The organism is Burkholderia aenigmatica (assembly GCF_902499175.1).
In the GTDB taxonomy this organism is placed as follows: Bacteria; Pseudomonadota; Gammaproteobacteria; order Burkholderiales; family Burkholderiaceae; genus Burkholderia; species Burkholderia aenigmatica.
Genome location: NZ_CABVQC010000036.1, coordinates 18,152 through 39,533, shown reverse-complemented (window position 1 = coordinate 39,533; position 21,382 = coordinate 18,152). Strand labels below are relative to the sequence as shown.

The 21,382-nt window shown below is 67.2% G+C and carries 19 protein-coding genes; 15 read left to right on the top strand and 4 right to left on the bottom strand.

From position 1 onward, the window contains the following. The first annotated feature begins 51 nt into the window (after positions 1-51). Positions 52-546, top strand: a complete 495-nt coding sequence (locus tag BDO18943_RS24335) for a hypothetical protein (RefSeq protein WP_175024372.1) — start codon at positions 52-54, stop codon at positions 544-546. A gap of 28 nt (positions 547-574) precedes the next feature. Here BDO18943_RS24335 and BDO18943_RS24330 read toward each other — a convergent pair whose 3' ends face one another. Next, a complete protein-coding gene (locus BDO18943_RS24330) occupies positions 575-1,528 on the bottom strand; it encodes a LysR family transcriptional regulator (protein ID WP_175024371.1) in 954 nt (317 codons plus the stop codon). An 84-nt stretch (positions 1,529-1,612) separates the two neighbouring features. Between BDO18943_RS24330 and BDO18943_RS24325 the strand changes: the two genes are divergently transcribed. The 5 genes from BDO18943_RS24325 (at position 1,613) to lpdA (ending at position 8,132) form a co-directional block, all read left to right on the top strand. After that, complete coding sequence (locus BDO18943_RS24325; protein WP_175024370.1) at positions 1,613-2,644, top strand: alcohol dehydrogenase catalytic domain-containing protein; 1,032 nt, start codon at positions 1,613-1,615, stop codon at positions 2,642-2,644. Positions 2,645-3,127: 483 nt separating this feature from the next. Continuing rightward, positions 3,128-4,360 (top strand): 3-methyl-2-oxobutanoate dehydrogenase (2-methylpropanoyl-transferring) subunit alpha, encoded by a 1,233-nt coding sequence (locus BDO18943_RS24320; protein WP_043182179.1) that lies wholly within the window; start codon positions 3,128-3,130, stop codon positions 4,358-4,360. A 2-nt stretch (positions 4,361-4,362) separates the two neighbouring features. Further along, positions 4,363-5,403 carry an alpha-ketoacid dehydrogenase subunit beta gene (locus BDO18943_RS24315; protein ID WP_043182180.1) on the top strand — a complete coding sequence of 347 codons (1,041 nt, stop codon included), beginning with the start codon at positions 4,363-4,365 and terminating at the stop codon, positions 5,401-5,403. A gap of 1 nt (position 5,404) precedes the next feature. Next, entirely contained in the window at positions 5,405-6,733 is a 1,329-nt protein-coding gene (locus tag BDO18943_RS24310; RefSeq protein WP_175024369.1) for a dihydrolipoamide acetyltransferase family protein, read from the top strand. Between the two features lie 7 nt (positions 6,734-6,740). Beyond that, a complete protein-coding gene (gene lpdA / locus BDO18943_RS24305; protein WP_175024368.1) occupies positions 6,741-8,132 on the top strand; it encodes a dihydrolipoyl dehydrogenase in 1,392 nt (463 codons plus the stop codon). Positions 8,133-8,231: 99 nt separating this feature from the next. Here the strand turns inward: lpdA and BDO18943_RS24300 are convergent, their stop codons facing one another. Next, on the bottom strand, positions 8,232-9,206 hold the full coding sequence (locus tag BDO18943_RS24300; protein ID WP_175024367.1) for an alpha/beta hydrolase: 975 nt from the start codon (positions 9,204-9,206) through the stop codon (positions 8,232-8,234). Between the two features lie 246 nt (positions 9,207-9,452). On the opposite strand from BDO18943_RS24300, the gene BDO18943_RS24295 reads away from it, so the two are divergent. Together BDO18943_RS24295 and BDO18943_RS24290 are read left to right on the top strand one after the other, a co-directional pair. Beyond that, the gene (locus BDO18943_RS24295) at positions 9,453-10,478 is read left to right on the top strand and encodes an AraC family transcriptional regulator (RefSeq protein WP_175024366.1); all 1,026 of its coding nucleotides are present in this window, start codon (positions 9,453-9,455) and stop codon (positions 10,476-10,478) included. A 146-nt stretch (positions 10,479-10,624) separates the two neighbouring features. Further along, on the top strand, positions 10,625-11,254 hold the full coding sequence (locus BDO18943_RS24290; protein ID WP_175024365.1) for an NAD(P)H-binding protein: 630 nt from the start codon (positions 10,625-10,627) through the stop codon (positions 11,252-11,254). A 24-nt stretch (positions 11,255-11,278) separates the two neighbouring features. Here the strand turns inward: BDO18943_RS24290 and BDO18943_RS24285 are convergent, their stop codons facing one another. Next, positions 11,279-12,196: a LysR family transcriptional regulator gene (locus BDO18943_RS24285; RefSeq protein ID WP_175024364.1), complete on the bottom strand. Its 918-nt coding sequence runs from the start codon at positions 12,194-12,196 to the stop codon at positions 11,279-11,281. Between the two features lie 127 nt (positions 12,197-12,323). On the opposite strand from BDO18943_RS24285, the gene speB reads away from it, so the two are divergent. The 5 genes from speB to BDO18943_RS24260 all read left to right on the top strand — a co-directional run bounded on the left by speB (position 12,324) and on the right by BDO18943_RS24260 (position 17,521). Further along, on the top strand, positions 12,324-13,292 hold the full coding sequence (gene speB, locus BDO18943_RS24280) for an agmatinase (protein ID WP_175024363.1): 969 nt from the start codon (positions 12,324-12,326) through the stop codon (positions 13,290-13,292). Then, a complete protein-coding gene (locus BDO18943_RS24275) occupies positions 13,285-13,749 on the top strand; it encodes a GNAT family N-acetyltransferase (RefSeq protein ID WP_175024362.1) in 465 nt (154 codons plus the stop codon). The genes speB and BDO18943_RS24275 overlap by 8 nt, the downstream gene beginning before the upstream one ends. A gap of 129 nt (positions 13,750-13,878) precedes the next feature. Then, the gene (locus tag BDO18943_RS24270) at positions 13,879-14,556 is read left to right on the top strand and encodes an SOS response-associated peptidase family protein (RefSeq protein WP_175024361.1); all 678 of its coding nucleotides are present in this window, start codon (positions 13,879-13,881) and stop codon (positions 14,554-14,556) included. 303 nt (positions 14,557-14,859) lie between these two features. Beyond that, positions 14,860-16,290, top strand: coding sequence for a purine-cytosine permease family protein (locus tag BDO18943_RS24265; RefSeq protein ID WP_175024360.1), 1,431 nt, complete (start codon positions 14,860-14,862; stop codon positions 16,288-16,290). 160 nt (positions 16,291-16,450) lie between these two features. Further along, positions 16,451-17,521, top strand: coding sequence for a porin (locus BDO18943_RS24260; protein WP_175024359.1), 1,071 nt, complete (start codon positions 16,451-16,453; stop codon positions 17,519-17,521). 58 nt (positions 17,522-17,579) lie between these two features. Here the strand turns inward: BDO18943_RS24260 and BDO18943_RS24255 are convergent, their stop codons facing one another. After that, positions 17,580-18,536, bottom strand: coding sequence for a LysR family transcriptional regulator (locus tag BDO18943_RS24255; RefSeq protein WP_175024358.1), 957 nt, complete (start codon positions 18,534-18,536; stop codon positions 17,580-17,582). A gap of 191 nt (positions 18,537-18,727) precedes the next feature. Between BDO18943_RS24255 and BDO18943_RS24250 the strand changes: the two genes are divergently transcribed. Both BDO18943_RS24250 and BDO18943_RS24245 read left to right on the top strand, forming a co-directional pair. After that, positions 18,728-20,038 carry an MFS transporter gene (locus BDO18943_RS24250; RefSeq protein WP_089450222.1) on the top strand — a complete coding sequence of 437 codons (1,311 nt, stop codon included), beginning with the start codon at positions 18,728-18,730 and terminating at the stop codon, positions 20,036-20,038. Positions 20,039-20,069: 31 nt separating this feature from the next. Then, a complete protein-coding gene (locus BDO18943_RS24245) occupies positions 20,070-21,341 on the top strand; it encodes a Zn-dependent hydrolase (protein WP_175024357.1) in 1,272 nt (423 codons plus the stop codon). The last annotated feature ends 41 nt before the right edge of the window (positions 21,342-21,382 follow it).

Here is a 21,382-nt window from a genome sequence, read left to right as displayed (position 1 = left end):
GCCGGAGTCGCGGCGACCGGGGCCAACATTGTCAGAAGGAGTCGTCGTCTTATGCCTCATCCCATTTCCGCTTTGGGTGCCGGTCACACCCTCGTCAGCCTGGTGACGATTGCCGCCGGCCTCTACAGCTTCGCCCGGTATCGGAAGATCGACAACGCGACCCGGTCCGCCAGGATTTACGTCACAGGCATGGTGATATCCGTGTTCACGTCGTTCGGCTTGTCCAGTACCGGCGGCTTCAATGCCGGGCATGCACTCGGCATCCTGGCGCTGATCGCGATATCGGGCGGGTTCCTCGTTTCGCGCATCGAAGCGCTGGGGCGTGCACGGCCGTACCTGGCCCAGTTCGCATTCTCGTTCAGCTTCTTTCTGTTGCTGGTTCCCGGGATCAACGAGACGCTGACGCGGCTGCCGATCGGTCACCCGCTTGCGAATGGCCCGGCATCCCCCGTCGTGCGCGGATCGCTCGCCGCGTGGCTGGGCATCTTCGTGCTTGGATCGGTGTTGCAGCTTGTGCGGCTTCGGTCGTACCGCAGCCGCATCTGAACGTGCGGAAAGCGGGCGCCGTGTCGCATCATCGCTCGGCGTGCCCGGCCGTGCCGCTTTCCGGGGCGGCATCTGCCGGCCGAACCCGCACCATGTCGATCAGCGCACGCAACCCGCCCGAAACATGGCGATGACCGGAGTAATACAGGCACAGCCCCGGCATGACCGGACACCAGTCGGCCAACACGCGTTCGAGACGCCCGTCGGCCAGCGCATTGCAGACGAGATGGTCGGGCACGAATGCGATCCCGATCCCGTCGATCGCGGCGTCGACCATCAATGGCTGGTCGGTCAGCGTGAGCGGGCCGCGGACGTTCACCGTTTCGACGACACCGCGGCGCTCGAACTCCCAGCGGTAGATCGCACCGCTATCGAAGCGGAAGCGGATGCAGTCATGCCGGTCCAGATCCTGCGGCACGTCGGGGCGGCCGCGCGCGGCGAAATAGGCCGGCGACGCGACGGCGGCGAATCGCACCGGATCGGACACGCGCACCGCGATCATGTCTTGCGGCACGGCTTCGGCCAGCCGGATCCCCGCGTCGAATCCGCCGGCGACGATGTCGCCGAGCTTGCCGTCCGTCACGATGTCGAGGTGGACCTGCGGGTAGTCGCGCAGGAAGCGTGCGAGCACCGGTTTCAGCACGAGGCGGATCGCCCCTTCGCTGGCGTTGATGCGCACGGTGCCGCTGGGTGTGTCGCGCATCTCGTCGACTGCGAGCATCGCCTCCGCAACCGACGAGATCGCCGGGCGGAGCTTGTCGACGAGCCGCTCGCCGGCGTCTGTCAGCGACACGCTGCGCGTGGTGCGATTGAACAGGCGTACCCCCAGGCGCTGCTCGAGGCTCTTGATCGAATGACTGATCGCCGACGGCGTGACGTCGAGCTCGACCGATGCCGTGCGGAAGCTGAGGTGAGTCGCCGCGGCGAGGAACACATTGAGCGAGAAGAGATCGCCGCTTTTCAATTGATGAGCTGATTTCATCGTGACATAAAGATTGGCGAGATTGTCATGATAATGCGCCTTTTCTAGACTAGGCCCTGCGTTCGGTTGAACAAGGAGCGGGCAATGAAGATGAAGGCGATCGTGATGACGGGGGCCAACCGGCCCTGGGAAGTGCAGGAAGTGCCGGTGCCGGAAGCCGGTCCCGGGCAGGTGCTGGTGAAGGTGCATGCGTCCGGGATGTGCTACACGGACGTGTGGGCAACGCAGGGCTACGGCGGGGACATCTACCCGCAGACACCGGGCCACGAGGTGGTCGGCGAAATCGTCGAAGTGGGCGCGGGCGTGCATGCGCGCCGGGTGGGCGACCGGATCGGCACGACGTGGGTGCAATCCGCATGCGGGCGCTGCCCGTACTGTCGCGAACATCGCCCGCTTTCCGGTCAGACGGCCGTGAATTGTGATGCGCCGCGGACCACCGGGTTCGCATCGCAGGGCGGACATGCGGAGTACATCGCCGTCGCGGCCGAGGGCACGGTGCTGTTGCCCGACGGGCTGGCCTATGTCGATGCCGCGCCGATGATGTGCGCGGGCTACACGACATGGAGCGGCTTGCGCGATGCGGCGCCGCAACCGCACGAGAAGGTGGCCGTGCTCGGCATCGGCGGACTGGGGCACGTGGCGCTGCAGCTGTCCCGCGCGTGCGGCTTCGAGACCATCGCGATCACGCATTCGGCTGACAAGCGCGACCTCGCCATCGGGCTGGGTGCGGACCGGGTCGTCGCAAACGGCGCGGAGCTTCGCGACCTGGGCGGCGCGGATGTCCTGCTGGTCACGACCAACGAGTTCAGTACTGCAGAGGAAGCGATGACGGGCGTGCGAGTCGACGGCCGGGTGATCCTCTGCGGGCTCGACTTCAGCAAGCCGTTCTCGATCGCGTCGCAGCGCAAGCCGTTCCACATGATGCGCCAGCAGGTCATCGGCTCCACGCATGGCGGCTTGCGCTACCTGAGCGAAGTGCTGGACCTTGCCGCCAAAGGCAAGGTCAAGCCGATCGTCGAGACATTCTCGCTGGACCAGGCGACCGAAGCCTATGACCGCCTCGCGTCCGGGAAGATGCGCTTTCGCGGCGTGTTCACACCTGCGCAAAGCCACTGACGCTCGAAGGTGCCCGGGGGATGCGGGGACGTATCTCCCGGCAAGCGCGCGTGGCCGACTCGCCGCGCTCCGCATCCGCGCGGTGATCGAATTGGTCACACCGATCGGTGGCGTTCGTCCGCGATCGACATTCTCCTGATATCGACTGCCGCCCGATTGGGCGCGGCATGCCGGCACCGTTCGGCACATCCGGACCCCGCCCGGCATTGGTCGCAGCGGCATCCGCGATTTCCCGTCAGGCCCCGGTTCGTACCGGCACGGCGACGCCGGAGCGCCGGCCGGTGCCCGCCCGCCGGCCCTCCCGCACCCGACATGGCAAATTTGCTCACCGCAGTCGAGCGGGTTGGTCATCGACGGCTGGCCCCATATTGCCTAAATTAAAAAGATTGACGTGCCTATCCGCACGCCAGTCAGCGTGCAGGCCGGCAACCGGCCGCGCGTTCCTAATCAGCGTGAGACACAATCGAGCGTGGAGACGACACGATGAGCCTGTCAGAGCCATTGCGTCTGCATGTGCCGGAGCCCACCGGGCGCCCGGGCTGCAAGACGGACTTTTCCTATCTGCATCTATCGCCGGCCGGTGCGGTTCGCCGCCCGCCGATCGACGTTGCCGCGGCGGACACCGCCGATCTCGCCCGCAGCCTCGTGCGCGTGCTCGACGACAGCGGCAAGGCCGTCGGCCCGTGGGCACCGGATCTCGACGATGCGCGGCTGATCGCCGGCCTGCGCGCGATGCTCAAGACCCGAATTTTCGACGCGCGCATGATGATCGCGCAGCGTCAGAAGAAAATCTCCTTCTACATGTTGAGCCTCGGCGAAGAGGCGATCGGCACCGCGCACGCGATGGCGCTGCGCGACGGCGACATGTGCTTCCCGACCTACCGCCAGCAGAGCATCCTGATCGCGCGCGACGTGCCGCTCGAGCGCATGATCTGCCAGCTGATGTCGAACGAAGGCGACCCGCTGAAAGGCCGCCAGCTCCCCGTGATGTATTCGGATCGCGACGCGGGCTTCTTCTCGATTTCCGGCAACCTCGCGACCCAGTTCATCCAGGCGGTCGGCTGGGCGATGGCGTCGGCGATCAAGGGCGACACGAAGATCTCGTCCGCGTGGATCGGCGACGGCGCGACGGCCGAATCCGATTTCCACACCGCGCTCACGTTCGCGCACGTGTACCGGGCGCCGGTCGTGCTGAACGTCGTCAACAACCAGTGGGCGATCTCGACATTCCAGGCGATCGCGGGCGGCGAAGGCACGACGTTCGCGGGGCGCGGCGTCGGCTGCGGGATCGCGTCGCTGCGCGTCGACGGCAACGACTTCCTCGCGATCTACGCGGCGTCGAGCTGGGCGGCCGAACGCGCGCGCCGCAATCTCGGCCCGACGCTGATCGAGTGGGTGACCTACCGTGCGGGCGCGCATTCGACGTCGGACGATCCGACCAAGTACCGGCCGAGCGACGACTGGTCCCATTTCCCGCTCGGCGATCCGATCGAGCGCTTCAAGCGCCACCTGATCGTCAAGGGCATCTGGTCGGACAGCGCGCATGAAGCGTTGACGGCCGAGCTCGAGGCCGAGGTGATCGCCGCGCAGAAGGAAGCGGAGAAATACGGCACGCTGGCCGACGACCGGATTCCGTCGCCGGCTTCGATGTTCGACGACGTGTACAAGGAGCTGCCCGCGCACCTGCGCCGTCAGCGCCAGGAACTGGGAGCGTGATCATGGCGCAACAAGAGACAGGCACGGCAACGCAGCCGATGACGATGATCCAGGCGCTGCGCTCGGCGATGGACGTGATGCTCGGGCGCGACAGCGACGTGGTCGTGTTCGGGCAGGACGTCGGCTATTTCGGCGGCGTGTTCCGCTGTACCGAAGGACTGCAGAACAAATACGGCAAGTCGCGCGTGTTCGATGCGCCGATCTCCGAAAGCGGGATCGTCGGCGCGGCAGTGGGGATGGGCGCGTACGGGCTGCGCCCGGTGTGCGAGATTCAGTTTGCCGATTATTTCTACCCGGCATCCGACCAGATCGTGTCGGAAGGCGCGCGGCTGCGCTATCGGTCGGCCGGCCAGTTCATCGCACCGATGACGATCCGCATGCCCTGCGGCGGCGGGATCTACGGCGGCCAGACGCACAGCCAGAGCCCGGAGGCGATGTTCACGCAGGTGTGCGGGCTGCGCACGGTGATGCCGTCGAATCCGTACGACGCGAAAGGGCTCTTGATCGCATCGATCGAGAACGACGATCCGGTGATCTTCCTCGAGCCGAAGCGGCTGTACAACGGGCCGTTCGACGGCCATCACGATCGGCCCGTCACGTCGTGGCTCAAGCATCCGGCCAGCGCGGTGCCCGAGGGCTACTACACGGTGCCGCTCGATACGGCCGCCGTGGTGCGGCCCGGCAACGACGTGACCGTGCTGACCTACGGCACCACGGTGCACGTGTCGCTTGCCGCAGCCGAGGAGACGGGCATCGACGCGGAGGTGATCGACCTGCGCACGCTGTGGCCGCTCGACCTCGACACGATCGTCGCGTCGGTGCGCAAGACCGGACGCTGCGTCGTGGTGCACGAGGCGACGCGTACCTGCGGTTACGGAGCGGAACTGGTGTCGCTGGTCCAGGAACATTGCTTCTACCACCTCGAGGCGCCGGTCGAGCGCACGACGGGCTGGGATACGCCGTATCCGCATGCGCAGGAGTGGGCGTACTTTCCGGGCCCGGCCCGGGTCGGTGAAGCATTGCGACGCGTGATGGAGGCCTGAGATGGGGATTCATGTCATCAAGATGCCGGATATCGGCGAAGGGATTGCCGAGGTCGAGCTGGTGGCCTGGCACGTGGAAGTCGGGCAGACGATCAAGGAAGACCAGCCGCTCGCCGATGTGATGACCGACAAGGCGGCGGTCGAGATTCCGTCGCCGGTGACGGGCAAGGTGCTCGAACTCGGCGGCCGGATCGGCGAGATGATGGCGGTCGGCAGCGAGCTGATTCGCCTCGAGGTCGAAGGCGACGGCAACCTGAAGGCCGGCGCACCGGTGCGAGAATCAAAGGTAGAAACCGCACCGGTCGCGGCCGCGCCGTCGAAGGCCGTGGCCGACGCGCCGGCGGAATCGCTCGCCAAGCCGGCGGCGAAGCACGCACCCGCGGAGCCACGTCGCGCGAAACACGCCGAGCGCACGGAGCACGTTGTGCCGCCGCGCGCGGCGCTCGCGCCGGGCGAACGGCCGCTCGCGTCGCCGGCCGTGCGTCAGCGCGCATGGGACATGGGCGTCGAGCTGCGCTATGTGCGCGGCACCGGTGAAGCCGGGCGGATCCTGCACGCGGACCTCGATGCGTATGCGGGCACCGGTAGCGGTGCGGTGCGCGGATCGCACGCGCATGGCTATGGCGAACGCAACGACGAGACCGACGTACCGGTGATCGGCCTGCGGCGCGCGATCGCGCGCAAGATGCAGGAAGCGAAGCGCCGCATTCCGCACTTCAGCTACGTCGAGGAGATCGACGTCACCGAGCTCGAATCGCTGCGTACGGAACTGAATCGCCGCCACGGCGACGCGCGCGGCAAGCTCACGCCGCTGCCGCTGCTGATCCGGGCGATGGTGATCGCGTTGCGCGACTTCCCGCAGATCAACGCGCGCTTCGACGACGAAGCGGGTGTCGTCACGCGCTACGGTGCGGTGCACATGGGCGTCGCAACCCAGACGGACGGCGGCCTGACCGTGCCCGTGCTGCGTCATGCCGAAGCGCGCGACGTGTGGTCGATCTCCGCCGAAATCGCGCGGCTCGCGGACGCCGTGCGCACGAACCGCGCGCAGCGCGACGAGTTGAGCGGTTCGACGATCACGATTTCGAGCCTCGGCGCGCTCGGCGGCATCGTGTCGACGCCGGTCATCAATCATCCCGAGGTCGGCATCGTCGGCGTGAACCGGATCGTCGAGCGGCCGATGATCCGCGACGGCGCAGTGGTCGCGCGCAAGATGATGAACCTGTCGTCGTCGTTCGACCATCGCGTCGTCGACGGCGCGGACGCGGCCGAATTCATCCAGGCCGTGCGCGCGGTGCTCGAGCGCCCCGCACTGCTGTTCGTGGAGTGATAACGCAATGAAGAACGAACACACCACGCTGCTCGTGATCGGCGGCGGCCCGGGCGGTTACGTCGCCGCGATTCGCGCCGGCCAGCTCGGCATTCCGACCGTGCTCGTCGAGCGCGACCGGCTCGGCGGCACCTGCCTGAACATCGGCTGCATTCCGTCGAAGGCGCTGATCCACGTGGCCGACGCATTCGAACAGGCCCGCGGCCACGCGGGCGAGGGCGCGCTCGGGATCCGCGTGCGCACGCCCGAGATCGACATCGCGAAAAGCGTTGCATGGAAAGACGGCATCGTCGACCGGCTGACGCGCGGCGTCGGCGCACTGCTCAAGAAGAACGGCGTGCGCGTGCTGCACGGCGATGCGCAGGTGGTCGACGGCAAGACCGTCGACGTCGTCGGCGGCGGCCACACGACGCGAATCAGCTGCGAGCACCTGTTGCTCGCGACCGGTTCCGAACCGGTCGCGCTGCCGTCGATGCCGTTCGGCGGGCATGTCGTGTCGTCCACCGAAGCGCTGTCGCCCGAGACGTTGCCGAAGCGGCTGGTCGTCGTCGGAGCCGGGTATATCGGGCTTGAACTCGGGATCGTCTATCGCAAGCTCGGCGTCGACGTGAGCGTCGTCGAGGCGGCGGAGCGCGTGTTGCCCGCATACGATGCCGAACTCGCGCGGCCGGTTGCCGATTCGCTCGCGCGGCTGGGCGTGCGGCTGTTGCTCGGTCACAAGGTGCTCGGGCTCGCGGAACACGGCGCGGTGCGCGTGCAGGCCGCCGACGGCGCGGAGCAGACGCTGCCGGCCGATCGCGTGCTGGTCGCGGTGGGCCGCCGGCCGCGCGTCGACGGCTTCGGGCTCGAGTCGCTGCCGCTCGATCGCAATGGTCGCGCGCTGTGGATCGACGACGAATGCCGGACGTCGATGCGCAACGTCTGGGCGATCGGCGATGTCGCCGGGGAGCCGATGCTCGCGCATCGTGCGATGGCACAAGGCGAAATGGTGGCCGAGCTGATCGCCGGCAAGCGGCGCAAGTTCATGCCCGCGTCGATCCCGGCCGTGTGCTTCACCGATCCGGAGATCGTCACGGCCGGCTGGTCGCCGGACGACGCGCGTGCGGCCGATGTCGATTGCGTGAGCGCGTCGTTCCCGTTCGCGGCGAACGGGCGTGCGATGACGCTGCAGGCGACCGACGGCTTCGTTCGCGTCGTCGCACGGCGCGACAACCATCTGATCGTCGGCTGGCAGGCGGTCGGGCGCGGCGTGTCGGAGCTGGCTGCGGCGTTCTCGCAGTCGCTGGAGATGGGCGCGCGGCTGGAGGACATCGGCGGCACGATCCATGCGCACCCGACGCTCGGCGAAGCGCTGCAGGAAGCCGCGCTGCGCGCGCTGGGGCACGCGTTGCACGTCTGACGCGCATCGCGCGTGACACGAAGCCGCCGATGCGCAACGTGCGCATCGGCGGCTTTCCTTTTGCCGTGCCGGCTTTCGCACCGGCGCGTGCACGATTCGTCAGGACGGCGCGCGGAGGTCGACGCGTTGCGCCGTCACCTCGCGATAGAACGCATCGATCGCCTCGACCATCTGCGACAGCCCCGGTTGCTCGAGCGGATAGTGGCCCGCGTTGTCCAGCATGACGACCTTCACCGGCACCTTCCGCACGCGTTGCAGGAACGGTTCGCTCAGGTGCAGCGGCGTCCAGCGGTCCGCGGCCGGTTGCGTGAGCAGGATCGGGCACACGGCAAAATCCTCCGGCTCGACCGCCGGCCGGTACGACATGTAGGAATCGAGAAACGCGATCGTCATCGCGTTGCCGGCGGAGGTGCGATCGGACAGCCACACCTTCAGCGCATCCGGGTCGTTGACGAGCGCGGACATCTTGCTGGCGAGCGTCATCGGCACGCGCATCGATTTCAGCGGCGTCATCGCGGTGAGATGCATCATCGTGCCGCCGACGCGGCTCATGAACACGTTGCGCGCGGTTTCGTCGCGCACTTGCTGCAGGCGCTGGTCGAGGAAGGTCATGCCGACGATGCCCGCGACCTTGCCGTTCAGCGCGGCCACGTGATACGTGAGCATGCCGCCCGCGCTCAGCCCGTAGAGCACGATCGGCCGGTCGTCCTTCGCGCGCTCCGCGTCGATCAGATCGCTGCCGGCGCGCACCCAGTCGTCATAGCGAACCAGCGCGCCCCTGGCGACCTCGGTCATTCCGTATTCGGGCATGTCGACCGCGATCGTTTCGTAGCCGCGGCGCGCCAGTTGCTCGCCGAGGATCATCGACATCTGCCGGCCGTTGGTGCCCACGCCGTGAAACAGGATCACCTTCACCCGAGCTTGCGGGTTGCGGTACGTGTCGAGATGCATGCGATGGCCGTGCCACGACCACCATTCTTCCGTCGGTTGCTGGCCGTCTTTCCACTGGAAATCGGTCGGAAGGAATTTCTGCATGTCGCGCCAGACGGGCTGGTCTGCGTAGGTCTTGGGCATGGTGGCGGACTCCGGTGGAATGGGCGAAACGGCATCGTCGGCCCGCGCCGGTGCGAGCGGTGCGCCCGTCAGGCCGGCGGCCAGCAATAACGTGCAGGCCGGGCGAAAGAGTGAAGAGCGCTTCATGGTGATTGACGCCGTGGGGGTTGCGATGTCGTTCATCATCGGCGCGCGGGCTCGTGCGATCCATGCTGGGGCAGGCCAACCGCTTTAGAATCTAGGCCAACCCACGTCGAGAGGCGTCTGATGAATGTCTGGAACTTTGCCCGCAGTCCGGCTTCCGTCCTGCTGATGATCGAATTCGGGCGCGACCGCAAGATCGCGCCGCAGGCGTTGCTCAAGGGGGCGCAGCTCACCCTGAAGCAGCTCGCCGACCCGGATTTCACGGTGCTGGCCGCGCAGGAGCTGGCCGTTGCGTCGAACCTGCTCGATTTGACCGCCGGCGAGGCCGGCGTCGGCCTCAAGGTCGGCCTGTCGTACCAGCTTTCGGCGTACGGGCTGCTCGGGTACGGGCTCCTGAGCAGCGCGACCGGCATGGACGCGGTCGCGCTCGCGGGCCGCTACCTGGCGTTGACCTATACGTTCGTCGGGATGACGTTCCGCCGGGTCGGGCCGCACGACGCAATTCGGTTCGACGCATCGCCGGAGCTCGCCGCGGACGTGCAGCGCTTTTTCGTCGAGCGTGCGATGGGCGCGACGTGCCGCGTGCTGTGCGACGTGATCGGCAGCGCGTTCGAGCTCGCGACGTTCGACCTCGCGTATGGCCCCGGCCCCGGCCCTGACCCGACGCAGCCGGTGCTGGGCGCGAGGATCCGGCACGGCCAGCCCGCCAGCACGCTCACGTTCGAGCATGCGCATCTCGAGCGGCCGTTGCCGCAGGCGAATGCCGCGACCGCGGCGATGTGCGAGCGCATGTGTGCCGAGCTGGTCACGCGCCGGCGGACGCGCGTCGACCTCGTATCGTTCCTCAACGAATACCTGGCCACGCGCCCGTTCGACCGGCCGCCGCAGTTGAAGGACATCGCGACGCTGCTCAACACGAGCGAGCGCACGTTGAAGCGCCGGCTGCAGGAAGAGGGCGCGTGCTTTCGGGATATTTCGAGCACGGTGCGCAAGACCCGCGCGCAGGCGTTGATTGCCGAAGGGCGGCTGTCGATCAAGGAAATCGCGCAGGAACTGGGATTCAGCGACATGTCGTCATTCTCGCAGGCGTACAAGCGCTGGACGGGTGTCGCGCCGAGCCTGTCGCGCCAGGAGACGGCACGGTCATAGCGGGCTGCGCACCGAAACAAGCGTGTCCTGTAACTTTTAGAGATGTTGAAAGGTTGCCGGCGCCGAGGTGGCCGACGATCATGCAGGAAGCTGGAAAGCGGGCCGTTCGCGCCCGCCGGCCCAGGCTCCACACGGAAGAACCGGATATGAAATTGCTGCTCGTCGGCGCGACCGGGCTCGTCGGGCGCCACGTCCTCGAAGTCGCGCTCGCCGATGCGCGGGTCGATCAGGTGATCGTCCTCGCGCGCCGCCCGTTGTCGCCGCACCCGAAGATGCGCGCGCTCGAGGTCGATTTCGATCATCTGCCCAATGCGGCCGACTGGTGGCACGCCGATGCCGTGATCTGCACGCTCGGCACCACGATGCGGGCGGCCGGCTCGAAGGCGGCATTCCAGCGCGTCGACCACGACTATCCGCTCGCGGTCGCGCGGCTCGCGCATCGCCACGGCACGCCGGCTTACGTGCTGAACTCCGCACTCGGCGCGGATCCGGCGTCGCGCATCTTCTACAACCGCGTAAAAGGCGAGGTCGAGCAGGCGCTTGCCGGCGTCGGGTTCGCGTCGCTCACGTATGTGCGGCCCGGCCTGATCGGCGGCAGCCGCGACGAATTCAGGTTCGGCGAGCGGCTGCTGGTGGTCGCGTTGAACCTGGCCCGACCCGTGTTGCCGGCGAAGTGGCGCGTGAATCCCGCGTCGCGGATCGCCCGCGCGATGCTCGACGCGGCAATCGACGCGCGGCCGGGCGTGCAGGTCATCGCGTCGGACCAGCTCGCCTGACGTAAAACGGATGGCCCGCGCCGGTCACTGACCCGCGAAACCGTCGAGCCCACCGAACTGTTCGGCGAGCGCTGCCGCGAACGCCTCCAGCGCTTCGCTGCCGTCGCAGTTCCTCGGTGTCGCGAGCTGGAATTCGACCGTATGGCTCAGCTTGCTCGCGAGCAGCCGGCGCATCTTCCCCGTGGCAACCCACGGCGCCGCGACGTGGTCGGGCAGGAAGCCGACGTGCGCGCCGGACAGGATGAAGATCACGTCGGCATCGACGTTTTCGGAGAACGCGGTCGGCTGCGCGTTGCGCGGCGCCGCACCCGACGCGTTCGTCTTGTAGAGCCGTGCGACGTTGCTCGCGCCGGCGATGTCGTTGATCGACACGGTTTTCTTCGCAAACAGCGGATGCCGGGCACCGCAGTGCAGCGACTGGTGCTCGACGAACAGCGGCGTGTAGTGCAGGCCGGCCTGGTGGCCGGAAAAGTAGCCGATCGCGAGTTGCAGTTCGCCTTTCAGCAGCCTGCGCTCCAGTTCGTCGGGCGGGTTCGCGACCATTTCGATCAGCACGTCCGGCGCCCGTTCGCGGAAGCCGCCGACGGCCGCCGCGATCGATTCGACGATGTCCGGTGCGAGCCGCTCGGACAGCCCGATGCGCAGTTCGCCGAGCAACGTGCCCGACACGTGCTGCGTATCGCGCGTGAACACGTCCATCGCGTGCAGGAGCCGCCGCGTCGACTGCAGCACGCGTTCGCCCTTCGGCGTCAGCCGGAAGCCGCTCTTGCCGCGATCGCACACCCGGAACCCCAGACGCGTCTCGAGCTTGGCCATTTGCGTGCTGATCGTCGAAGGCGCCATCCCGAGCGTGCCCTGCGCGGCGCTGAAGCCGCCGCTTTCGACGATCGTCAGAAAGAGCCGCAGCAGCTGCAAATCCATGTCTCTCAATCGGGTCAGCATGGCGATACATCGCATTTCGTGAAGTCGGCTTATGTTAGTTCATATTTTTCGTCGGATGCCGTCGCGGCAGAATCGGGCACGAGGTCGCCAGCCGTGCGGCCGTTCCCCTTCAGACAGGAATCCGACGATGAGCCAGAACGATTTCGCCTTCACGCGCGACAGCCTCTACGGCACGCAGGCCGAACCGACCTTCGCGGGCGCGACGAGCTTCATGCGGCGGCGTTTCAGCCGCGACCTCGCAGGGGTCGACCTCGCGATCACCGGCGTGCCGTTCGATTCCGCCGCGTCGCACCGGCCCGGCACGCGCTTCGGCCCGCGCGGGCTGCGGATCGCATCCACGGGCATCGCGTGGGAGCTCCCGTGGCCGTGGTCGTTCGATCCGTTCGACGTGCTGGCCGCGGTCGACTACGGCGATTGCGCGTTCGATCTCGGGCAGCCCGAATCGGTGCCGGGCGCGATCGAGCGGCATGCCGATGCGATCCTCGCGCGCGGCTGCGCGATGCTGACGCTCGGCGGCGATCACTTCATCACGTATCCGCTGCTGAAGGCGCATGCGAAAGTGCACGGGCCGCTGTCGCTCGTGCATTTCGATGCGCATACCGACACGTGGCCCGACCGCGACGTCAAGCGCATCGATCACGGCACGATGTTCTATCACGCGGCGCGGGAAGGGTGGGTCGTGCCCGAACGGTCGGCGCAGATCGGGATCCGGACGACCAACGACGAGCCGATGGGCTTCGATATCCAGGATGCGCGCCAGGTGCATGCATCGACGCCCGCGGCGGTGGCCGCGCGCATTCGCGAGCGGGTCGGCGACCATCCCGTGTATCTGACGTTCGACATCGACTGCCTCGATCCGGCATTCGCGCCGGGCACGGGTACGCCGGTCTCGGGCGGGCTGTCGAGCCATCAGGCGTTCGAGATCCTGCGTCACCTGGAAGGCATCAACCTGGTCGGCATGGATGTGGTCGAAGTGTCGCCGCCGTATGATCATGCGGAAATCACGTCGCTGGCCGGCGCGACGATCGCGCTGGAGCTGATCTGCCTGTATGCGTCGCGCCGGCGGCGGATCCTGGAAAAATCGAACGATGACTGAACTCACCTGGCGCGAGGCCGTTCCCGACGATGCGGCCGCGTGCATCGCACTGCGCGGCAAGACGCGCGAGAACGCGTTCACCGAAGCGCAGTTGCGCGACCTCGGCATCACCGTCGAAAGCTGGTGCGACGGGATTCGGGATGGCCTGTTCTCGGGCCATGTCTGCTGCGCGAACGGGCGCATGGTCGGCTATTGCTTCGGCGACACCGGCTCGGGCGAGATCGTCGTGCTCGCGATCTTGCCCGAGTACGAGGGGGCGGGGATCGGCAAGCGGCTGCTGCGGCAGGTGATCGACGCATTCGCGGCGACCGGTTTCACGTCATTGTTCCTGGGGTGCTCGACCGATCCGGCATCGCGCTCGCACGGGTTCTACCGGCATCTGGGCTGGACGCCGACGGGGACGCTCGACGACGCGGGCGACGAAATCCTGACGCTGCGGATCGGGCCGCACGCGTAACGGTTGGCGCCGGATCGCTCCCGGCGCGTCATCAAGTCGTAAAACTGTTTCGTCATACAAAACAATGACCCGACCGGGGACCCGGCGCTGACCTACGATGGAACCATTGCTTCCATCGTCCGTCGAGCCGTGTGCACCCACTACCGCGCCCCCGATGAAGACCCGGGCATCAGCGAACTGAAGATCGGCATCGGCGATCTGTTCCGCCGCGACCCGTGGGCACCCGACGTGTATCCCGACTACGCGGCGCCGGTCGCGCGCGCCGATGGCGACGGCCTCGAGGTCGTCGCGGCCGTGTTCGGCTTCTGGCCGAAATTCATGCAGCCCGAGCGGGTCGACGAGCACGGCCGCAAGAAAAAGAAACTCGATACGGTGAACGCGCGGGCGGAGACGGTCGGCTCGTCGCGGCTCTACGGCAACGCGTGGCGCACCGGCCAGCGCTGTCTGATTCCGGTGCGCTGGATCTTCGAGCCGTGCTACGAAACCGGTCGCAACGTGTGGCACCGGATCGGCGTCGACGGCTGGCAGCCGTGCTGCGTCGCCGGTATCTGGCGGCGCTACGAAGGCGCCGACGGCCGCGAACGTGTGGGCATGGCGATGCTCACGGTCAATGCGGACACGCACCCGCTGTTCGCGCGGATGCATCGGCCCGGCGAAGAGAAGCGGGGCGTCGTGATCCTGCGCCGCGACGACTACGACGAATGGCTGCACGTGCACGACATCGAGGCCGCGCGGCGCATGCTGAACCTGCTTCCCGCCGCCGACATGACGGCCGAGCCCGAGCAGGTCCTGCCCGCGAGCGGCTGACCTTTCATTTTCAAGACACCTTGCTTTCAGTCGGTCGTGTCGAACGCATCCCGATTGTTCGGACAATTACGAATATCGGCCGATACCGGGTAATCACCGATATCTGGCAAGTTGTATATACAAGATCATCCGCAGGCAATGTCGGCACACGTCGTGCCGCTTGCGCGCCAGTGCGCAGACCGTGCGTGCGTGGCGCATGCCGGCGATCCACGGCGCCCCGCACCCGCAGAGCCGAAAGGGCGGCTCGCAGATTCCCGTCTCGTTCAAACAATTTGTGATCCTGAGTATTTTGGAGATTTCCCCGTGTCAACGAATCCCAGTGGAAAAGCCGGCGGCCTGATCGAGGTACGTTCGATCGACTTCATCCCCGACGCCGAGCGCCACGGCGGCTTGCTGAGCCAGTTCACCCTGTGGCTGTCGGCCAACATGCAGATCACGGCCATCGTCACGGGCGCCCTCGCGGTCGTGCTCGGCGGCGACGTGTTCTGGTCGCTGGTCGCGCTGCTGCTCGGCCAGTTCATCGGTGGCGCGGTGATGGCGCTGCATGGCGCGCAGGGGCCGCAGCTCGGGCTGCCGCAGATGATCTCGAGCCGCGTGCAGTTCGGCGTCTATGGCGCGATGATCCCGATCGTGCTCGTGTGCCTGATGTACATCGGCTTTTCCGCAAGCGGCTCGGTGCTGGCCGGGCAGGCTGTCGCGCAGTTGCTGCACGTCGACGACGCGGCCGGCATCCTGCTGTTCGCGGCCGTGATCGTCGTGCTGACCGTGTTCGGCTATCGCGCGATCCATGCCGTCGGCCGGATCGCAAGCGTGGTCGGCATCATCGCGTTCGTCTACATGTTCACGCAGCTGTTCGCGAACCACGACATCGGCGCGCTGCTCGCGAACAAGCATTTCTCGCTCGCGAACTTTCTGCTGGCGATGTCGCTGTCCGCGTCGTGGCAGATCGCGTTCGGCCCGTACGTCGCGGACTATTCGCGCTACCTGCCGCGCTCGACGTCGTCGGTCGCGACGTTCGTCGCGGTCGGCCTCGGCTCGGTGATCGGCGCGCAGGCGGCGATGGTGTTCGGCGTGTTCGCGGCCGCGCTGGCGGGCAGCCAGTTCGCGCACCATGAAGTGTCGTATATCGTCGGCCTCGGCTCGGCGGGCGCCGTGGCCGCGTTGCTGTACTTCAGCATCGCGTTCGGCAAGGTGACGGTGACGGCGCTCAACGCCTACGGCAGCTTCATGTCGATGGCGACGATCATCAGCGGCTTTCGCGGCAAGGGCGCCGTGTCGTCGAAGAGCCGCCTCGTCTACATCTTCGGAATGATCTGCGTATCGACGCTCATCGCGCTCGCGGGCCGCCATTCGTTCCTGAAGGAATTCACCGCGTTCATCCTGTTCCTGCTCGCGTTCTTCACGCCGTGGAGCGCGATCAACCTGGTCGACTACTACTGCTTCACGCGCTCGCGCTACGACGTGCCGGCACTGTCCGATCCGGACGGCCGCTACGGCCGCTGGAACGTGATGGCGATCACGATCTACGTGGTCGGCATCCTCGTGCAGTTGCCGTTCATGTCGACGCACATCTACACGGGCCCGCTCGTCGACGCGCTCGGCGGCACCGACATCTCGTGGATCCTCGGTCTGGTCGTGCCGGCCGTGCTGTATTACATCGGCGCGCGTGCATCGCGCCGCAGCATTCCCGAACGCCTGATCCTGCCGCTCGAACGCGGCGAAGTTCACCACTGACGACACGTCACGCGCATCGGGCCGGCCAGCTGCCGGCCTGAATGCCGCGCGAGCCGGGCGCTGTCTGCGCCGGGCTCCTCCCCACGTTTCCTTTCCCGCGATGCCGGTGCGGCGCGACTGCCGTGCGCGGTGTCGTTTCATTCTCTGACAATTTAATAGTATGACTAAACAAATGGCAGGCTGCGGGAGCAATTCCCGGGCGCGGATGGTGCACGCCGGCATTCGGATGACGGTGGCGGCGGCGTGCGTTGCCGGATCGGGGGCCGCGCTCGCGCAGGACGGGGTCACGCTGTATGGCGTGATCGACGAATTCGCGCAGTACGTGAATACGGGCAACGGCTACACGGCGGCGATCGGTTCGGGCGGCCAGTGGGGCAGCCGGTTCGGACTGAAGGGCGGCGAGGATATCGGCGGCGGGCAGAAGATCGAGTTCGCGTTGGAGAACGGCTTCAACCCGAACGACGGTTCGCTCGCGAGTTCGGGCAGCCTGTTCAACCGGCAGGCGTGGGTCGGCATCGCGGGGCAGTGGGGCAAGGTGCGCGCGGGCCGCCAGAATTCGCCGCTGTTCAACGACCAGGGCGGACAGGATGCGTTCGGTGGCGTCACGCAGGCGTCCGGCATGGACAACCTGACCGTGTTCGCGTTCCGCACCAGCAATACGCTGTCGTATCAGAGCCCGGAGATCGCGGGCTTCCAGGGCGGCGTGTACTTCGGGTTCGGCGATGCGGGCGGCGTGCGCTCGGCAGGTGCCAGCCAGCAGGTCGACCTGACCTACGAACACGGGCCGTTCGGGGCATTCGTCGCAGGCCAGTGGCTGAAGAACGCGACGGCGACCACCACCGATCGCACGATCATGGCCGGCGCGTCGTACGAGATCGGCAAGGCAACCGTGTACGGCGGTTTCTCCGCGGTGAAGTGGGCCGACCTCGGCATCGATTCGCGCGTGTACGGGCTGTCGGTCAAGTACCAGTTCAATCCGGCGAACTACGTGGCGCTCGGCTACGCGTATCTGCACGATCAGTCGTCGCAGGGCAACAATGCGGACCAGTTCGGGCTGATGTACGAGTACGACCTGTCGAAGCGCACGAGCTTCTATGGCGCGCTGTCGTACCTGCGCAACCGCAACCAGGCCGGCTATACGCTCGCCGGTGCGGCGAACCCTGGCTTGCCGCTCGCGTATCCGGGGGCGAATGCGCGCGGCGTGCAACTCGGCATCGTGCATCGGTTCTGACGAGGCCGACGCGCCGGGCCGTGTGCGCCCGGCGCTTTCCGCAGGCGCGTTCGCGCCGTCATTTTCCCAGCCGCTCCGCGAGCGAAAAGCGCTGCATGCAGCGCTCCATCGCGTCGAGAAACGCGTGCTCGGCCGCGTTCATCTTGCGATCGCGATGCCACAGCAGGAACACGTCGACATCGACGAGCCCTTCGTCGGGCGGCAGCCGCCACAGCCGCTGTTGCGCGATGTCGTCGCGCACGATGTGCTCGGGCAGGCAGCCGATCCCATAGCCGGCGAAGATCAGCCGCCGCACTTCATCGAGGCTCGGCGACGACGCGACGATGCGTCCCGTGAAGCCCCGCTGGTCGCGAAACACGGTAAGCGGCGACAGGCTGTCACCGATCTGGTCGCTCGTGAACGACACGAAATTCTCGGCGAGCAGATCGTCCATCCGCAGTTGCGTCTGCCCGAACAGCCGATGATGGCGGCCGCAGTAGATCGCATAGCGCTGGCGCAGGAAGCAGCGCATCTCCAGCTTGTCGTGCGGCGTGCGGCACAGGCCGAGCCCGGCCGTGGCCGTCTTCTGCAGCAGCGAAGACAGAATGTCCGACGAGCGCATCACCTCGATCTGCAGGTCGATGCGCGGATACGCGCGATGAAATTCCGCGAGGAATTCATCGTAGACGGGCGACTCGATGCGGCTCACCGTCAGCAACCGGATCGACCCGGTGAGGTCGGCCGTGCTGTCGTCGATTTCGGTTTCGAGGCGCGAGATGCCGCCGTAGATGTCGCTCGCGATCCGATAGACGGCTTCGCCGGCCGGTGTCGGCGCGAAGTGCGTGCCGCGCCGCTCGATCAGCTTGCGTTCGAGCGTGTCCTCGAGCCGCCGCAATGCCTGGCTCACGGCCGGCTGCGTCACGTGCAGGCGCGCGGCTGCGCGGCTCACGCTGCGCTCCTGGATGATCACCAGATAGGTGCGCAACAGGTTCCAGTCGAGACGGTCGTTCAGGAACGGGGCGAGGTCGGGGCGCATCGGGTCTCCGGGCGAGGCGTCAGGTCGGGCATTAGTTGAATTTATACGGCGAATAATAACTTGAAATTTGACTAATGATTTGCGGTCGCCGATAAAGGAGGGGCTGCCGCAACGTGCGGCGCAAGGCCGCGACAGACGGCCGTCACACGATATTGCGCGTCGCCCCGCGGTGGCGCGCGTCAGGAGCCCGCATGACCCAGTCCCTTCCTTCCGCCCGCCAGCCGGGACGCGCCGCGACGGCCGCGTTCATCGGCACGATGATCGAGTGGTACGACTTCTACATCTACGCGACGGCCGCCGCGCTCGTGTTCGGCGACCTCTATTTCCCGTCGCATGACCGCTTCGTCAGCACGATGGCGTCGTTCGCGACGTTCGCGGTCGGCTTCTTCGCGCGGCCGCTCGGCGGCATCATCTTCGGCCATCTCGGCGATCGCATCGGCCGCAAGAAGGCGTTGATGACGACGCTGATGATGATGGGCGTCGCGACCGTGTGCGTCGGGCTGCTGCCCGACTATTCGAAGGTCGGCATGCTCGCGCCGGTGCTGCTCGTCGCGCTGCGCGTGGTGCAGGGGATCGCGGTCGGCGGCGAGTGGGGCGGCGCGGTGCTGATGGCGGGCGAGCATGCGCCGCAGGGGCGCCGCACGTTCTTCGCGTCGTTCGCGCAGCTCGGCAGCCCGGCCGGGCTGATCCTGTCGCTGATCGCGTTTCGCGCGGTCACGTCGATGGACAAGGCCGACTTCCTCGCATGGGGCTGGCGCCTGCCGTTTCTCGCGAGTTCGGTGCTGCTCGTAGTCGGCATCCTGATCCGGCTCGGCGTGAACGAGTCGCCGGAATTCGCGCGCGTGAAGGAAACCAACCGCACGGTGAAGCTGCCGGTCGCGGAAGTGTTCCGCTCCGCATCGGGGCTCGTGGCGCTCTGCATCGGCGCGAACACGATCGGCATCGCGGGCGTCTATTTCACCAATACGTTCATGATCGCGTACACGACGCAGTACGTCGGCGTCTCGCGTTCGCTGATCCTCGACAGCCTGTTCGCGGTCGCGATCATCCAGTTCTTCGCGCAGCCGATCGCCGCGTGGATCGCCGAGCGCATCGGCGGCGCGCGCTTCCTGAAGCTCGCGGCGCTGCTCGCGATGCTGTCGCCGTATCCGATGTTCATGCTCGTGCAGGGCGGCACGTCCGCATCGCTGATCGCCGGCATCGCGCTCGCGGTCGTCTGCATGGCCGGCTTCTATTCGGTGATCGCGGGTTTCGTGAGCGAGGTGTTCCCCGCGCACGTGCGCTATTCGGCGATTTCGCTCGCCTACCAGATCTGCGGCGCACTCGCGGGCGGGCTGACGCCGCTCGTCGGCACGTGGCTCGCGCATCGCTTCGCGGGCCAGTGGTGGCCGCTCGCGGTGTTCTACACGTGTCTCGCCGGCATCTCGCTGCTGTGCATCGTCGCGCTCGATGCGCGCCGCGCGGCGCGGCCGGCCACTGCCGAAGCGTTCGGCTCGCAGTGACCTTCAACGAACGAATTCATCCGGAGTGCACATGAAAGACCTGCTGGAAATCGACGGCGCCCGTTTGTGGCAGAGCCTGGCGGACATGGCGCGCATCGGCGCGACGCCGCGCGGCGGCGTGCGGCGCCTCGCGCTCACCGACGACGATCGTCGCGGGCGCGACCTGTTCGCGCAGTGGTGCCGCGACGCGGGGATGACGGTGAGCGTCGACGCAGTCGGCAACCTGTTTGCGCGGCGCGGCGGCGTCGATGCGCAGGCCGCGCCGGTGCTGATCGGCAGCCATCTCGATACGCAGCCCGAAGGCGGCCGCTTCGACGGCGTCTACGGCGTGCTCGCCGCGCTCGAACTCGTGCGCACGCTGAACGACGCGGGCATCTCGACCGACAAGCCGCTGGAAATCGTGTCGTGGACCAACGAGGAGGGCGCGCGCTTCGCACCGGCGATGCTCGGTTCGGCCGTCTTCACCGGCGCGTTGCCGCTCGACGATGCGCTGGCCAAGCAGGACGCCGACGGCGTCACGCTCGGCGCGGCCCTCGACGCATGCGGCTATCGCGGCACGCGCGCGACGGGCGGTGCGGTCGATGCGTACTTCGAAGCACATATCGAACAAGGCCCCGTACTCGAGGCGAACGGCACGACGATCGGCGTCGTCACGGGTGGGCAGGCGATCCGCTGGCTCGACGTGACCGTGACGGGCGTGGCGGCGCATGCGGGCACGACGCCGATGCCGTATCGCAAGGACGCGTATTTCGCCAGCGCGCAGATGGCGCTCGAACTCGAACGGATCGTCGCCGGTCATGCGCCGCGCGGGCTCGCGACGATCGGGCAGGTCGGCATTCGCAACGCGTCGCGCAACACCATTGCCGGCAATGTGACGTTCACGGTCGACCTGCGCCATCACGACGATGCGCAAGTCGACGCGATGGAGCGCGAATTGCGCGATGCGTGCGCACGCGTCGCCGCGGCGCGTGGCGTACAGGTCGCGATCGACACCTGCTGGCGCAGCCCGGCGACACCGTTCGATCGCGACTGCGTCGAGCGGGTCGCGCAGGCGGCCGCCGCGTTCGGCTATACGAACGAGCGGATCGTCAGCGGCGCCGGGCACGACGCGATCCTGCTCGCGCGTTGCGTTCCGACTGCGATGGTGTTCATCCCGTGTGTCGACGGCCTGTCGCACAACGAAGCCGAGGATGCACTGCCCGCCGACGTGACGCGCGGCACGAACGTGCTGCTTCATGCGGTGCTCGCGCGCGCCGGCGTTGCGGCGCGCGTTGCCGTGGCGGCCGCGATGCAGGATGCGTGACGCGGCAAACCGATCAACCGACAAATCGAAAAACCGACGAG

What these genes read in the sequence shown, in the direction of transcription:
- BDO18943_RS24335 (WP_175024372.1), top strand. Translation starts at nt 52, where the DNA reads ATGCCTCATCCCATTTCCGCTTTGGGTGCCGGTCACACCCTCGTCAGC.
- BDO18943_RS24330 (WP_175024371.1), bottom strand. Translation starts at nt 1,528, where the DNA reads ATGAAATCAGCTCATCAATTGAAAAGCGGCGATCTCTTCTCGCTCAAT.
- BDO18943_RS24325 (WP_175024370.1), top strand. Translation starts at nt 1,613, where the DNA reads ATGAAGATGAAGGCGATCGTGATGACGGGGGCCAACCGGCCCTGGGAA.
- BDO18943_RS24320 (WP_043182179.1), top strand. Translation starts at nt 3,128, where the DNA reads ATGAGCCTGTCAGAGCCATTGCGTCTGCATGTGCCGGAGCCCACCGGG.
- BDO18943_RS24315 (WP_043182180.1), top strand. Translation starts at nt 4,363, where the DNA reads ATGGCGCAACAAGAGACAGGCACGGCAACGCAGCCGATGACGATGATC.
- BDO18943_RS24310 (WP_175024369.1), top strand. Translation starts at nt 5,405, where the DNA reads ATGGGGATTCATGTCATCAAGATGCCGGATATCGGCGAAGGGATTGCC.
- lpdA (WP_175024368.1), top strand. Translation starts at nt 6,741, where the DNA reads ATGAAGAACGAACACACCACGCTGCTCGTGATCGGCGGCGGCCCGGGC.
- BDO18943_RS24300 (WP_175024367.1), bottom strand. Translation starts at nt 9,206, where the DNA reads ATGCCCAAGACCTACGCAGACCAGCCCGTCTGGCGCGACATGCAGAAA.
- BDO18943_RS24295 (WP_175024366.1), top strand. Translation starts at nt 9,453, where the DNA reads ATGAATGTCTGGAACTTTGCCCGCAGTCCGGCTTCCGTCCTGCTGATG.
- BDO18943_RS24290 (WP_175024365.1), top strand. Translation starts at nt 10,625, where the DNA reads ATGAAATTGCTGCTCGTCGGCGCGACCGGGCTCGTCGGGCGCCACGTC.
- BDO18943_RS24285 (WP_175024364.1), bottom strand. Translation starts at nt 12,196, where the DNA reads ATGCTGACCCGATTGAGAGACATGGATTTGCAGCTGCTGCGGCTCTTT.
- speB (WP_175024363.1), top strand. Translation starts at nt 12,324, where the DNA reads ATGAGCCAGAACGATTTCGCCTTCACGCGCGACAGCCTCTACGGCACG.
- BDO18943_RS24275 (WP_175024362.1), top strand. Translation starts at nt 13,285, where the DNA reads ATGACTGAACTCACCTGGCGCGAGGCCGTTCCCGACGATGCGGCCGCG.
- BDO18943_RS24260 (WP_175024359.1), top strand. Translation starts at nt 16,451, where the DNA reads ATGACTAAACAAATGGCAGGCTGCGGGAGCAATTCCCGGGCGCGGATG.
- BDO18943_RS24255 (WP_175024358.1), bottom strand. Translation starts at nt 18,536, where the DNA reads ATGCGCCCCGACCTCGCCCCGTTCCTGAACGACCGTCTCGACTGGAAC.
- BDO18943_RS24250 (WP_089450222.1), top strand. Translation starts at nt 18,728, where the DNA reads ATGACCCAGTCCCTTCCTTCCGCCCGCCAGCCGGGACGCGCCGCGACG.
- BDO18943_RS24245 (WP_175024357.1), top strand. Translation starts at nt 20,070, where the DNA reads ATGAAAGACCTGCTGGAAATCGACGGCGCCCGTTTGTGGCAGAGCCTG.